Origin of the sequence: Herbinix hemicellulosilytica (genome assembly GCF_002904165.1) — a bacterium.
GTDB lineage: Bacteria > Bacillota > Clostridia > Lachnospirales > Lachnospiraceae > Mobilitalea > Mobilitalea hemicellulosilytica.
This window is the reverse complement of the sequence record NZ_CVTD020000029.1, coordinates 1-14,457: the sequence shown is the minus strand read 5'-3', so window position 1 is coordinate 14,457 and position 14,457 is coordinate 1. Positions and strand designations below refer to the sequence as shown.

Genomic DNA, 14,457 nt, shown 5'->3' with positions numbered 1-14,457 from the left:
CTGGATATATTCTTATGTCGTCTTTTATTTTTAACCTTTATACTTCTAATCCTGTTTTTAATGTATATGTAATTAGTTGAAACTGTATAAACCTTTGAATTCAGAAGGTTTAAAGCATTTTTGGGCGACAAAATTAACTTTAACCATATAATTAACGCATTGCAAGAAAGAAAAATTTTTTGAATTTGAGAAAATATATTTGACTTTTATCTTTATCCTTTCCTATAATGCCATAAAACTTTGGAAAGGAGATGGTGGTTTATGAAGAATAAGCATCTTAAATCAGAAATTGCCAATTTACTAGAAACTGTTGATAAGGCTTTTGGTAAAGATTCTGTTCAATATCAGAATTTGGACTATTATTTTGATATTCTAGTAACTGTCTATGAATACAACTACGACAGTGAAAAAGATTTGCTGGGCGAATTAAAAGATTTAATAAATAAACTTTCTGAAAAAATACCAGAATTGACTCCTGAACAGTTTAAAGAAAAATACCCAAACATAAGCAAAATGATTGATTACCTTAATAAATGGCTAACCGACTAATTATCTTTCAAGGCTTTCCAGTTTTATCGATGGGAAGCCTTTTTTCTATAGATTCTTAATAAGATAATGGGTAAGAAAAAACAATATTTTTAATAGATATTATCATATTAAACAGTTACGAATTCCAAGCCCCCTATCCCCTTTAACCTATTATCCCCCTACACCTGCTTTTTTAGAATCACTTTTTACCCCTTAACGCTTAAAACCGTTTCTAAACCTTTTATCTATTAAAAGCCTATGTATTTGCTCTGTTTCTCATGCAAAAAGAATGAATTCTAAATAATTATCTTATCAGTTTTCTATATAAGGAAACCATTTCTAAAATCGAGTTTTACGCTTCTATTATGCTCCTGAGAGAAAATTACCTTATATAAAAACAAAATAGGGAAAGAAACTGCAGCAAAGCAATCACTTCCCCTATTTTGCGTATTTATCAACTACATTCCCCAGAATGCATTTTAAGAATATCATATAGCAATGTTATTTGTAAAGAGTCTGCCTTTATATTTCAACTATCCATCAAACTATAGTTCTTTGTAGTACCTAACTTTTTATTCCAGTTCTTTTTGGGACTGTGTATTATAGAATGAGGAATTAGGAGAAAGGGGCAAGGAGGAATAAGGCTTAACCTAAGGTAATTTATGCTTATTCAATGTCTCTCCACCTATACTTTTATACAAGAAAAAAGCAGGAAGTCTTAAACTTCACTGCTTGTAGAGGTTAAAGTTTATAGATTGTCAAACATATCAAATATATCGTCAGGCAATTCATGTTGTATGCAACTATCATTCTCTTTTCCCTTGTTTTCTATGGTAATTCCTCCACATTCCGCTATCGCTTCTTTCACAGCCTGTTTGACTATTTCCTTATCAAAACCCTTATCCCTTTCCCCTATATAAGTTAACACTGCCTTAATTACATAATCTGTTTTATATTTCTGTTTTGATAGTATGTTAAATACTTCTAAATCATCTTTCCTATCTAAAGAAAAAGATAAATTAATTCTTTTTACAGCCATAAAATCACCTTCTTAGTTCTTGTTCCAGCAAAATCTTATATCCACGTGCATTAGCAAACTGGTCAAGGTTTTCTATATATTTTACTCTATCAGAAGACTCTATATATTTCTTCAACATCATACCCCCGCCACCAACGATTATTGTTGGGTTCCTGAATTCAAAACCGTATTCTAAAATCTTTGTCAGCAAATTTTCTACATATTCCTTTGCTTTTATTTCTATCATTTTATTTATATCTGCATCAAATAAAACTGGCTGCTTACCTAAAATAATATCCTGTATCTGCTTTTCTGTCAGATTAATGTTTATTTTTAATAATTCCTGCTGTATGGATGCAAACAATGTGATTGTGCCGTTCGGTAGTGAATAGCAGGTTGCAGTGTTAATTATCCCGTTTTCTACTATGAAAAAATCTGTAGTATAGCCACCGATATCAATTACGTTTGCTACTGATACATTTTTATAGTCTTTGTAGATATTAATAAAGGCTGCGTAACCTTGGGGGTATACCCTGCAATCAACAATATTAACCGCATAATCGCTTCCATTAAAACTAAACTTGATATTGTCCCTTATAAAGTATTCCCTGAATTTATGTTTCATTTTACCGTAGTGGACGACAGGAAGTCCCGCACCTAAAAATACATCTGCTTTCTGTTCTATTCCTGCCTTGTTAATTGCATCTGCTATTGCAGCCAAAGATAATATAAATGCATCCTGAGTCTGAGTCTTATCCAATTGAACGCTTGACCTGTTGTTTCCTATGCTGTAATAAATACCTTGATAAATAAGAAGATTTTGTTTTGTAATTGGCTCTACATCAGATTTTGTAAAGCCTGACTGACAACTAAAACCCTCACTGCTTTTAGTATAAGCATTTCCATTGTCTAGTCCTAAGATAATCTTATTCTCCATAAAAATTCCTCCATTTCTTTGATAAATTTAAGTTCGTTATAGTTCTTTATATTTAATCACTTTTTATAATTTCAAGTATTTTTACAAAAAAATTGCTTACCTATCAAATTAGGTAAGCAAACAAATTTATTGTAACGGAGGTATTTGATTATAATTTAGTAAAATACCTTTTTATTAATGGGCGATTATTTTATATAAAATTACTAAATACATTTTCAAGTGTTTTTATCATCTTTTCCCTAAATCCTTTTCCCTCTCCTCTTTACCCTCCCATATATAATTATGTATTTAGTAAATTTGCCCAAATCCTTGATATTACAATACTTAAATAGATTTTTAAGCGACAAAAACTAGTTTAGGGTATTAGGCACGAGGTACATGGACTAAGGATTAATAATGTATTATAAGCCCCTTAACCCTTTTACCCTTCAGTAATTACTTTATAAAAATTCTAACATCAGAATTTGACTTATCCCTAACCCTTTATATAATGTAAAAAATTGATTTGAAAGGATGAGTTATATGTCTGAAAATTTACTCATAAAGGATTTTAAGACGCTTAAGGTTTGGCAGAAGGCGAATGTATTGGAACAGGAAATAGGAGAATTGGTTAAAGGGTTTCCGAGTTATGAGCAATATAGGCTTACAGACCAGTTAGTAAGGGCTGTTAGGAGTATAGGAGCAAATATTGCCGAAGGAAACACCCAATTATTTATTAAAAGAGAACTCTTTCATGCAAATGCTGCGTTAGGTAGCGCAGGAGAAGTTAGAAACCATCTTCTTACCGCCCATCAGAGTGGCTATATAAATAAAGAACAATATGATGCTTTAGATAAAAAGTTGATTGAGATTATCAAAATGCTTTATGGTTACATAAAAAGGTTAAAACTGGAATTGGGTAATGATTCAGATTACAGTCATTCTAAAATTCTTGATTAATTTGTATATTATTCGTTATCAAAAGAAATACCAATAAACATCTGTTATACTAAAAGTAGAAAGGAGATGATTTTTTCATGAATAATGTAAAAGGCTTTGCAAGGGTTGGTAACTTAGGAAGTAAAGACGGCTATCTATTTGTCTTTACGAAAAACTACATTTATATAACCATAAGAAAAGATTATATGACAAAACATAAAAAAATAAGAAATGACATATGCAAAAACTTAACTGATTTTAGGAATCTAAGTTGGGATGAATTGTGTAAATTGGCAGATAATAGTTAAGCGATTTAACAACGGAGTTATTCTAACACTCCGTTGTTCTTAGTATTCTTACTAGTAATTTTCTTTATTAGTTTATTATTGTATGTCCGAAATTCTTGCTTTGCAAATCTGATAGATGTGATTATTAAACTATAAATAAAGTATATAATTTCATGCATATATAAATTCAAAAATTATGAAATTAATAATTGGTCTTTTTTATTATATTGCAATCTCGAACAATTGCATTGATAATCTTCATTATCATTACTCTTTTTTATAAAGGAGTTACAAATGCTACAATATACTATCTCATAAAACCGTATAACATTATTTGTGAATTGTTTTATTTCATCCTTGGATACTCCTTGAGCCCATTCATTATAATGACACCCACTTATATTTCTAATAAACTTAGAAACATTGATGGAATCTAATACCTTTGAATTTAACCTATAAAATTCCTTATTCTTCTTTAATTTAGAGTATAAGTTATCCCAAATATCCACAATGGTATATTTATCTTGATATTTTGCAGGGATTGATAATTCCAAAGAGTACCTTAATTTGCATAAAACTAGTTCCAGAAAAGTACCAGTAGCAGAAGCAAGAATATTTTTATCTGTATGAGGATTAGTTAAATGTTCCCTTAACTTCTCAATTTCTGACTTAGTATCATCTAATATAGGTCCCCTATCTTTTGTCCATTCACATATCTCAATATTTCTATACTTGTTATTTCCTCCATATAATTTTTCTAACTCAAGGATTTCCTTATATAATACAATATCATGAGTTGTAATAATTAATTGGTGTTCTTTAAATTCAGAAAAAATAAGGTTTATTATATTGATTCTATGTGCCGCATCAACAGATGTAAGCACATCATCTAATATTAATAATCTTAAATCTTTATTTTTTGAACATTCTCGCTTATATAATGCTAGAAAAATTGCCAATCCTAAAGTATCAAGATGTGATTCACTATAATATGCTCTCGGGTCCTCACCACTCTTTTCATAGAAACTTGCTTCTATTATGACACTTCCCTTGCTTGAAGAATCTTTTATTTTTAAATCAATATCACCTATATCCTCTTCAAAATGCATACTACTATAGTAACTATTAATATCATTTTTAATTTCATCATAAATTTCTTGTACGGAATTTTTACGTTGGCGAACCAATTCCTCATAAAATTGCTTAGCAATTTTATATTTTTTATTTAAAAGAGTATTTTCTTTAGTTTTCTTATTTATATGTACAATGTTGTCATATACAATTTTTAAATCATTTTTAAATTTAATTGCTTCGTTAAGTAATAACACGGCATCCTTTGGAAGTACTTTGTTACTATACTCATTTTTTAGATGAATAGCATTTTTATAAATAGATTCATTCCAATTTGGCAAATTCTTTACAATAATGATTTCTTGTATGCTATTAGGAACTAATTTCTTGAAATTCTCGATATCATCTTCAATTGTTTTACATAAATTTTCAATATTTTCATCATTAATTTTTTTGTTTATATTTCTAATCTTGTCTAGATTGTCTTCCCACCATTTAAGTTCTGACTGCAATATACTATAATCTCTTTGAAACTCCTTTTTAAGTGTTGAATACTCCGAATTCTCATTTATTCTCTTCTTTACTCTTTCTATAACACTTGGTACATCTATCGGACTTTCACAAAATGGACATAGTGATTTGTTTTCTTCCTGTAACCATTGAATACCTGTAGTGAGAAATTCCTCGTAAAAAACAACTTTCTTTTTCTGAACCAAATCAAGTTTTGTGTTAATATTATCATAAATCGCTTTTGCAAACAGTTCAGGTGATTTTTTATCAATTAGTTCATTAAGCAAATTCAAAAAATTCCTAATAATTACATCTCGATTTATATTTCCCATACACTCAATATAATTATCAACTTTTTTTATGTATTCCGGTATTTCCTTAAAGTCTTTTATATCTTCTATGTTAAACTGTTTACCTCTATTTACAAGTATCGAGAAGATATTATCAGAAGTAACAGAACCTAAATCCTTTATGTCAAGAGCAGCCTGAATGTTCCTCATATGATTTTCAATTTCTGTTTTAAGATTATTTACTTCCCCTTGAAACTTATCAACTACTCCTTTTAAAGCATTCTCAAATTTTGTTATTTCAGCAAGTGGCAGAAATTGCTTTAACAAATCATATCTTTCTTTTGGTTGGGCAGAAATAGCATCTAACAGTTGAGAGCGTCTTAAAATATTTATGTTTCCTAATTTACTATTTCTTATTCTATATGCCAATGTGCCTTTCTCAGGCTCTTTATAATTAGATAATACGCTTCCATCACTAAATTCCACTTCAACTTTTATCTCTTGAAAATCTGCGTATATATGAGGGGCGTGTTTTTTTAATGATACTTCTCTACATGTTGAAGAAATATGCTTAATATCCCCAGTAATTGCATATTCAATTCCATCAACAATTGAACTTTTTCCTTTTCCATTTTCACCAAAAATAATTAGAGATTTATTATCTAAATCAATATTTGTATTAAACCTAATTCCTCTTAGATTTTCAATATTAATACTTCTTATCATGGTTTTTAATCACCTGCCTAATAGACCTATATATCTCCTCCTGGTTATCATATTTTCCCTGTTCAAATAAATCTTTGAAAATTCCACTATACTCATCAGACCAATCTTGCTGTGAGTTTAGTTTTTCTATAGTTTTTTTCAGGATTTCAGCAACAAAAGATTTATCATCCATTTCAATCCCCCCTATATTAAGTTAGTGATAAAAACACATTTATATATAAAATTCGATATAATTTTCCAAATCCCTTCATTTTCCATAAAAAACCACATAAATGATATCTTATCTATAATATTATATTGTAATCATATCTTTTACCATCTCCTTACTCCTCTTACACTCTCATTTTTAACTTCTGTATAAGCATCAAATAAACTCTTTCTCTTACAATAATCCAAATAGTTTTTTACATTTAGAACTTGTTTTTTAGTAAATATTTACGTTTTATCGTTTTATACCTAAAAACCACTCTTGATTTTATCTTTTACTATTTAATAATTCTAATATTTGTTTCTTTAACAATTATGTCTTCAGGATTAAACCCTCTATCCCATATGCTGGTGGCTTCTATAAGAATAGATTTTTCTTTTTTAGTTGCATATCCAACCAGCATATATTTTTTGCCTTCATTTATATATGGCGTATAAAATAACATCCTTTTATCCAAACTTAAATCTTTTTCCTTTTCCTCAATGTGGGAAAAGATATTTTGTTTTGTTTTATTAAAATCCAAACCAAATTCTCTTAAATTACTAAAAAACCTGTCCGAAAAAGTTATGACTTTTTTTCTTTCCATAACTTTCACCCTTTCACATGAAACCTATTCATACTCATAAGCCTCTCTATTTATTTCCAATATAGCATAATTCCTATTGTTATTTCAATGCCAGCAAATGCTTTTGTAGTATTTATTAACAGTTTATAAAAAAAACATTCATCTCATGATACAACTTTATTTTTATTCTGATAGAACTTTATCGTTTGCAATTTTATTTTTCTTTTTCAAAAATTTTTTATATTTATATTTTGAAACAGAAAATACAGCGTATGTTCTATATAAAATGCAAATAAAGTCGTTGTATAAATTTCCTATGATTACCAGCCTTATTATACTCCGAACCCATATCAAGCCTCGCATTTTCAATGTTTCCCCTTATTTCTTAAACTTTTCAATATAACAACTTTATTTTAAAAATAAAAGAACTTTATCGTCCTTTATAATACTTTTTTATTTTCAGAATTCAATTCATTAATTACAATTTCTGAAACAGAAAAAATACACTAAGTTCTTGTAAAAATAAAATAATGTCCTTTTTCCTTTTTCCTTTTATCCACATTTATGCTTTATTTTATATGTTTTATCTCTATCCCTGTTTCATAAAATGTGGACAAATTCCTAATACAAGAACTTTATTTTCTTTTTGCAACTACTTTTCTGCGATAAAAGGACTTTTTTGTTTCTTACAATTTTAACCATGCTATTTTTTGAAACAGAAAAAAAGGCCTATGTTGTATAGAAAAAGTAAATAAAGTACTTTCATGATTTCCCTCTAAATACCATATACCTTTATCCTAAAACCTTATCTAAACCTTGTATTATCAATACTTTCCCTGATTCATTATTCCTTTCACTACAACTACTTTATTTTATTTTTACAACAACTAATTATGGCCTAAATTCTTTCAAAATTTTTTCCTATTTCCTTACCCCTTTTTCCTCAATCCTAACTATATGCACCTCAAACAAACTTCTTTCCCTTTTCAAATAAAGTCCTTTTATAGACAGCCCTCAAACCCTTGAAAACACTGGCTTGTTATTCTCTTCCAATTCCCCATTTAATTCCTTTTTCCTTATTCCTTACTTCCTAAAGTCCTTTCATTCCTCAATTTTTAGGGCAAAAAATGAAAATAAAGTGCTTTTAGAGAAAAGGGTTAAGGGGGGAGGATTAAGGGGGGATTTTGTCCATTTTCCCTTCCATTTTCAATTCCATTTAATCTTCTAATCCATTGATTTATCTGGCTTTTAACCTTATTCCTTGTTCCTTATCCCTTAAAACTTCTAAACAAAAAACATGGCCTACTGGGCTTTTCTTCTCCCTAATAAACCATGTTTCCTAAAAGTACTTTATTTACTCCTTCTCAAACATTTGAAAAATGAAAGGAGTTTATTTGATGTAGACAGCAAAAATACATCACTTACAACTCCACCCTGCCTTCCAGGGCGCGAAGAAGTGTTACCTCATCTATATATTCCAGATCACCGCCTACGGGAATACCGCTGGCTATCCTGCTTACCTTTATGCCTGCGGGTTTTAAGAGCTTGCTTATATACATGGCGGTTGCTTCACCTTCCAGGCTGGAATTGGTCGCAATTATAACTTCATCCACATCCGTTTGCTGAAGCCTTGTCATAAGTTCTTTAAGCTTTATATCTCCTGGGCCTATTCCGAGCATAGGGGATATAGCCCCGTGAAGAACATGATAGACCCCGTCATATTTTCCGGTTCTTTCATATGCCGCCAAATCCCTAGGAGTTTCCACAACCATAATCTGCTTTTTATTCCTGTTTGGCGAAGAACAGATAGGGCATAACTCTTTATCTGTTATTGTAAGGCATTCCTTACAATAACGGATATTTTTCTTGGCATCTAAAATTGCATTTGAAAGTATCTCTACCTGGTCTTCCGGCATATTTATAATATGAAAAGCAAGCCTTTGGGCTGTTTTTGTCCCGATACCCGGAAGTCTTGACAGTTCCTCTATTAACTTGCTTATTTTACTGCCATAGTAATCCATTAGAACGGGAAGCCTCCCAATCCTCCTAATCCACCTGTAATTTGTCCAAATGCCTTGGAAGTTTCATCTTCCATTAATCTTAAAGCTTCATTGGTAGCCGCAACAATAAGGTCTTCCAACATTTCAACATCGTCGGGATCAACCACTTCAGGTAAAATCTTAACAGATACAATTTCTTTCTTTCCCGAAACCGTAACAGTTACAGCACCGCCGCCTGCACTGGCTTCCCAGGTCTTTTCTTCTAACTCTTTAGCCTTCTCCTCCATCTGCTTTTGCATACGCTGTGCCTGTTTCATCAGATTGCTCATATTTCCGGGTATTCCCCCACCGGGAAATCCTCCTCTTTTTGCCATCAGATAAGCTCCTTTCCTTATTTTACGTAGTCTAAATTTTCTTTGTCTGCCTAATATTATAATATGAAGCCTGATTTTCTACTATAAGAAAATCAGGATATTTAAATTGTAAGTTTTAAAAGCATTTGATTTTAATGCATTTATATTAATTCATATCAACAAATCATCAGCTTTTACTCATAATATATTGGGGCTTTAATCAATTTAGTAAGGTCCACATAATCATTCATATTCTCTTTATCTTTATCCAGGCATCTGACGCTGATTGTTGTCTGTTTGCCTATTGTCTTAGCTATAACATCATTTATGACTTTCTTATGGTTTTCCCTGTCCACCAGTTCCTTATCAAGAGGGTCGGCTACAACAATTACAAGCCCTTTTGATTCGTCTATACTTAAGGTAGACCCGTTAAGAACCGAAGCTAATGCCGGCGCTTTTTTAGAAATCTGCCCTATTATTCCCTTCCAGTTATTTGCCACAGCTTTTAAATCTTCCGGAAGAGCTTCCGGCAGTATTTCCTGCTTTTCTTCAGGTTCCGGTTCAGGCATGGGAACAGGTGCTGCAGCTTTCTTATTATCAGCCGCCACCACTACACCCTTTTCCAGCTTTTCTTCCAGTATCTTTATGCGATTTATCAGGGCCTCATAACTTTGCTCCATCTGAGGTTTGCAAAGTTTAATAAGTGCTATTTCCAGTAAAATTCGTTTTCTTGACGCATATCTGATCTGGTTTGCCAAATCAGAAAATACCCTGATATACCTCATTAATACAACTTCATCAAACGATTGGGCTTCTTCCTTAAGCTGCATCAGGTTCTCGGTGGACATATCTATAATAATGTCACTGACATTCTCAGTTGTCTTAACCAGTAAAAGGTTTCTTAGATACCAGATAAAGTCTGTGACAAATTGTGAAAGCTCACGGCCGTTGCTTTCAATATCATCCAGTATCCTTATGCAGCCGGATACGTCCTGGCGTTTTACGCATTGTAATAAATCTGAAAATACTTTGGTGTCTACCGTTCCCAAAACGTCCAGAACGTTGTCGTAAGTTATTTTCTTTCCGAGATAGAATGAGATGCATTGGTCAAGCAAACTTAAGGCATCTCTTAGGGAGCCGTCGGCAACCCTGGCAATATACTTAAGAGCCTTGTCCTCTATCTCTATGTTTTCTATATCCATAAGTTCACGAAGCCTGTTTGCTATTGTTTCAATGCTGATACGTTTAAAGTCATATCTCTGGCACCGTGATAATATTGTAACCGGAATCTTATGGACTTCCGTAGTCGCAAGGATAAATATTACATATGAAGGCGGTTCCTCAATAGTCTTTAAAAGAGCGTTAAAAGCTCCGGCAGAAAGCATATGAACCTCGTCAATAATATATACCTTATACTTTCCTTCCGTCGGGGAATATCTAACTTCCTCAACTATTTCCCTGACATTTTCCACACCGTTGTTGGAAGCCGCATCTATCTCTATCACATTCATGGACGTACCGGAAATGATGCCCCTGCAAGTCCTGCACTCATTACAGGGATTGCCCTCATGAGGGTTTTCGCAATTTACGGCTTTTGCAAACAATTTTGCCACCGTAGTTTTTCCGGTTCCTCTGGTCCCCGTAAACAAATAGGCATGGCCTATCCTGCCGGATCTTATTTGATTTTTTAATGTTGTAACTATATGATCTTGGCCTTTTACATCATTAAAATTATCGGGACGAAATTTCCGATAAAGAGCCGTGTACGACATATGTTGCTTCCTTTCTTATTGGGAACAAAGGTTTTGTCCATTTTTGGTACCGTTTCATTATATCATTGTAGTTTTTTAAAATCAATTACTTAACCCTGTCACATCAGGTGTTAGGATACATATTTCAATATTACAATTTATTATAGCAGGTCTAGTTATTAATTTTCTCAAAATGCTGATAGTCCTTGCTGTTTTTCCATTCCCCGCCCCAGGTAAATCCTCTGTTTATAAATGCCTTATAACAGGGGTCATCTTTTTTAATATAATAGATATTATCCTTATCTCTGTCTGCATACTCCGCGCCGTTTTCAGGTAGAATCTCAAGTTTATTGTCTTTGGTCCGGACATAAGGATTATACAAAGGATTAATGTCTATAGCCAGGCCGTCACTATGGTTGGAGCGCCTTGTAGTTCCTTCAACAAACCTGAAATTAAACGCCGACGTATTATTATCTGCCATAGATTTTAGATCGTTGGCATCATATTCATCAACTAAAAGCATTTTCTCTATGGGATATGAGATACTGTATAACTCCTTAAAAATATCGACTATATCCTGAGCTATAGCTTTGTTTACTATCAGTTCTCCTATACGGGTCTGGCCTTCAAAATCCGTATGAAGGACCCGTACATATCTTAAATCACTGTATGGTACATCGCAGTTTTCTTTATACGATTTTCCGTATATGCGGTCAATTATACTCCGGTCCAGTTCCTGAAAATAAAATAAAGAATCAATTATTTCACTGCCAAATTCGGTAACATTAATTACTGTTCCTGCAGAAAGTTTCTTAATATTATTTATCGTATCTTCAGTATTTAACGTATCTTCTATATCTTTTAAAACATTGGTTTTCCCAGCAGCAATTACCTCATCATTATTACCATTGTCTATATTCTTCATGTTATCCTCGGTCATTTCCATGACCCCATTATATTTATCATTTTCATCTATATACATATCACTATTTATTGTGATTAAATTATCATTGGTATCATTTTTTTTGCATGATCCCATAAAAAAACACAGGGGGAGTATCCATAATAATATTAAGATTCTCCTGCCCACGCTAATCCTCCTCTATTACCTGTATTTCAAGGTAGTCAAAATCAATAATTTCTATAAAATTATCCTGGTTAAACCTTGTTTTGTCATGCCTTTTAAAATCGTTTATATTTGAATCAAGCCATATAGGCTTTGATAAATCAAAGTTATGGCAGATATCATCAATAGCAGAAAATATTTTTTGAGTCCTTCTAAGATCAGGGCTGTCATTTGATACCACCATATCTTTAATAATTTTATTATCTTTTATTATTTTTGCCCATAAACGAAACATAATATTTCCTCTCTAATAAAGAATTTGAAAAACGTTGCGAATCAATGTTTTCATGTATATAATTATATTTGAAGCTACCCTGCTTTCATTCTATTATAGCTAAACAAATACAAAAATAAAAGTAGTAATAAAAATAAGAGGGTTTATCAGATGGACGGGAATAAGCGAAGAGAAAAACTTTTGCAGATAATTAAAGACAGCAGTACACCCGTATCCGGCAGTGAACTGTCAAAAATGTTAGGCGTAAGCAGACAGGTTATTGTCCAGGATATAGCTCTTTTGCGCGCATCTGATTACAATATCATATCGACTACAAAGGGATATATATTATATCAGGATAACAAGCCGAAGTATACCAGGGTAATAAATGTCAAACATTCTACCGACGAAATCGAAGACGAATTATGTACCATAGTAGATAACGGTGGCCGTGTCCTGGATGTTCAGGTAATTCATGAAATATACGGTCAGATAGCCACCGAACTTATAATAAGAAACAGAAGCGATGTATATGATTTTGTAAAAAAGGTCAAAGAGAAAAAAATAGTTCCCTTAAAGGAACTAACAGCAGGATATCATCATCACACTATTGAAGCCGATGATGAAGAAACTCTTGACAGAGTAGTTGATGCCTTAAGGCAAAAAAAATACATCCTCGATTAAAATATCAACATAAAGAAAGAACATGTATGCTTATATGACATGTCCTTTCTTTTTCTTTTTATGAAATTCATTTCATCATCCTTTATCGAAGAAGCAACATAGGATTTACGGTTTGATCGTCTTTCTTCACCATAAAGTAAAGGTTACTTCCTTCAACTACATAGAATTTTGTAGGTTCATCAACCGCTCCGATTACTTCACCTTCAGCAACTCTGTCCCCGATTTTGTGATTGACATCCTTTAGCTGACCGTAAAGCAGTGAATATCCGTCTCCTATATCCATGGTAACTGTTAAACCGGTTACAGGATCATCATATATATCTGTAATTATTCCATCTGCTGCTGCCTTAACTTCCGTACCAACCTCAGCACCTATAACGATTGCAGGGTTAACCTTGTACTGCATAAGGGTAGCATAATAAGTCAGATGATCCATGCTGTAATTCATGATTACATTGCCATCCACCGGCCAAAGGAGTCCCTTTTCAACATCAAAGCTTAAAGGTGTCACGTTCTGAACAGTAGTACCGGCAGTTTCTACAGCCTTAGGCTGCTCTTTTATATCCTTTTTAACATCCGCTGCCTGCACAGGCTCATCGATTTCTGCCAAATCAATTCCTTGTTCTTCTTCTTCAGTAAACACGTCAAATTCCAAAAGACTGTCATTGTCAGCTACCTCTTGACCGTCTTCAGTAGATTCGGATACCTGGCTTGTCTGATCGTTATTAGCCAATTGATCCGATGTGTCGTTATTATCTGCCAGAAGATTCTCATCATCCTCGGCTGCTATGTTAGTATCCGGTTCATTAAGATCCACAAAATCATTATTGTCATCCTCAACTTTAGAGGATAAGTTGGAACCAATGAGCGCTACTGCAGCTATAGCGATGATACCGACAAATAATAACACATAATAGCCTTTCTCTTTGAAAAACTCAGCAATTTTTTTCACTGTTCTCACCTCTAGTAATATTCTTCTCAGATATTGTTGTATTTATTCCTCAGTCGCTTCCGGATTATAAAATTCTCTCTAAAATTAAAAGATCTCAACTTACCTAATTAATATTTCCATTTGCATTTTTTTTAATCGTTTGTCACATACTTTTTCTTGACTTTTTTGATTAAAGTAATAAAATTATTTATGTGATGCGGATATAGTTTAGTGGTAAAACACGAGCTTCCCAAGCTTGTGATGCGGGTTCGATTCCCGTTATCCGCTTAAAAAAAGGTACTATGCATTAAGCATAGTACCTTTTTTTAATGGCTCTTTG

Annotated in this window: 15 protein-coding genes and 1 tRNA gene; 5 read left to right on the top strand and 11 right to left on the bottom strand. The window is 32.5% G+C overall.

Features of this window, described 5'->3' with window-relative positions; all coding sequences use genetic code 11:
• Positions 1-261: 261 nt before the first annotated feature.
• On the top strand, positions 262-549 hold the full coding sequence (locus HHT355_RS12960; RefSeq protein ID WP_103203868.1) for a hypothetical protein: 288 nt from the start codon (positions 262-264) through the stop codon (positions 547-549).
• Between the two features lie 727 nt (positions 550-1,276).
• Here HHT355_RS12960 and HHT355_RS12955 read toward each other — a convergent pair.
• Together HHT355_RS12955 and HHT355_RS12950 are read right to left on the bottom strand one after the other, a co-directional pair.
• On the bottom strand, positions 1,277-1,567 hold the full coding sequence (locus tag HHT355_RS12955) for a hypothetical protein (RefSeq protein WP_103203867.1): 291 nt from the start codon (positions 1,565-1,567) through the stop codon (positions 1,277-1,279).
• A 4-nt stretch (positions 1,568-1,571) separates the two neighbouring features.
• On the bottom strand, positions 1,572-2,483 hold the full coding sequence (locus HHT355_RS12950) for a ParM/StbA family protein (RefSeq protein ID WP_103203866.1): 912 nt from the start codon (positions 2,481-2,483) through the stop codon (positions 1,572-1,574).
• Between the two features lie 522 nt (positions 2,484-3,005).
• Here HHT355_RS12950 and HHT355_RS12945 point away from each other — a divergent pair.
• Positions 3,006-3,422: a four helix bundle protein gene (locus HHT355_RS12945; protein ID WP_011838016.1), complete on the top strand. Its 417-nt coding sequence runs from the start codon at positions 3,006-3,008 to the stop codon at positions 3,420-3,422.
• Positions 3,423-3,499: 77 nt separating this feature from the next.
• Positions 3,500-3,709 (top strand): hypothetical protein, encoded by a 210-nt coding sequence (locus HHT355_RS12940; protein ID WP_020458089.1) that lies wholly within the window; start codon positions 3,500-3,502, stop codon positions 3,707-3,709.
• Positions 3,710-3,882: 173 nt separating this feature from the next.
• On the opposite strand, the gene HHT355_RS12935 is transcribed toward HHT355_RS12940, so the two are convergent.
• From HHT355_RS12935 to HHT355_RS12895, 8 genes are all read right to left on the bottom strand, one after another.
• Positions 3,883-6,285 (bottom strand): AAA family ATPase, encoded by a 2,403-nt coding sequence (locus HHT355_RS12935; protein WP_103203865.1) that lies wholly within the window; start codon positions 6,283-6,285, stop codon positions 3,883-3,885.
• Positions 6,269-6,457 (bottom strand): hypothetical protein, encoded by a 189-nt coding sequence (locus HHT355_RS12930; protein WP_103203864.1) that lies wholly within the window; start codon positions 6,455-6,457, stop codon positions 6,269-6,271. The genes HHT355_RS12935 and HHT355_RS12930 overlap by 17 nt, the downstream gene beginning before the upstream one ends.
• Positions 6,458-6,770: 313 nt before the next feature.
• Positions 6,771-7,079: a hypothetical protein gene (locus HHT355_RS12925; RefSeq protein ID WP_103203863.1), complete on the bottom strand. Its 309-nt coding sequence runs from the start codon at positions 7,077-7,079 to the stop codon at positions 6,771-6,773.
• 1,400 nt (positions 7,080-8,479) lie between these two features.
• Entirely contained in the window at positions 8,480-9,079 is a 600-nt protein-coding gene (recR, locus tag HHT355_RS12915) for a recombination mediator RecR (protein ID WP_103203861.1), read from the bottom strand.
• A complete protein-coding gene (locus tag HHT355_RS12910; protein ID WP_103203860.1) occupies positions 9,079-9,432 on the bottom strand; it encodes a YbaB/EbfC family nucleoid-associated protein in 354 nt (117 codons plus the stop codon). Before HHT355_RS12910 ends, recR begins: the two co-directional genes overlap by 1 nt.
• Before the next feature lie 173 nt (positions 9,433-9,605).
• The gene (dnaX, locus tag HHT355_RS12905; RefSeq protein WP_103203859.1) at positions 9,606-11,183 is read right to left on the bottom strand and encodes a DNA polymerase III subunit gamma/tau; all 1,578 of its coding nucleotides are present in this window, start codon (positions 11,181-11,183) and stop codon (positions 9,606-9,608) included.
• A 151-nt stretch (positions 11,184-11,334) separates the two neighbouring features.
• Positions 11,335-12,252, bottom strand: a complete 918-nt coding sequence (locus tag HHT355_RS12900) for a M15 family metallopeptidase (protein WP_242967684.1) — start codon at positions 12,250-12,252, stop codon at positions 11,335-11,337.
• Position 12,253: 1 nt separating this feature from the next.
• Positions 12,254-12,523 carry a hypothetical protein gene (locus HHT355_RS12895; RefSeq protein WP_103203858.1) on the bottom strand — a complete coding sequence of 90 codons (270 nt, stop codon included), beginning with the start codon at positions 12,521-12,523 and terminating at the stop codon, positions 12,254-12,256.
• Positions 12,524-12,673: 150 nt separating this feature from the next.
• On the opposite strand from HHT355_RS12895, the gene HHT355_RS12890 reads away from it, so the two are divergent.
• Positions 12,674-13,186: a transcription repressor NadR gene (locus tag HHT355_RS12890; RefSeq protein WP_103203857.1), complete on the top strand. Its 513-nt coding sequence runs from the start codon at positions 12,674-12,676 to the stop codon at positions 13,184-13,186.
• Between the two features lie 82 nt (positions 13,187-13,268).
• Here HHT355_RS12890 and HHT355_RS13825 read toward each other — a convergent pair whose 3' ends face one another.
• Positions 13,269-14,138 carry a peptidoglycan DD-metalloendopeptidase family protein gene (locus tag HHT355_RS13825; protein WP_242967683.1) on the bottom strand — a complete coding sequence of 290 codons (870 nt, stop codon included), beginning with the start codon at positions 14,136-14,138 and terminating at the stop codon, positions 13,269-13,271.
• Between the two features lie 196 nt (positions 14,139-14,334).
• On the opposite strand from HHT355_RS13825, the gene HHT355_RS12880 reads away from it, so the two are divergent.
• Positions 14,335-14,405 (top strand) — tRNA-Gly (locus HHT355_RS12880).
• Positions 14,406-14,457: the final 52 nt, after the last annotated feature.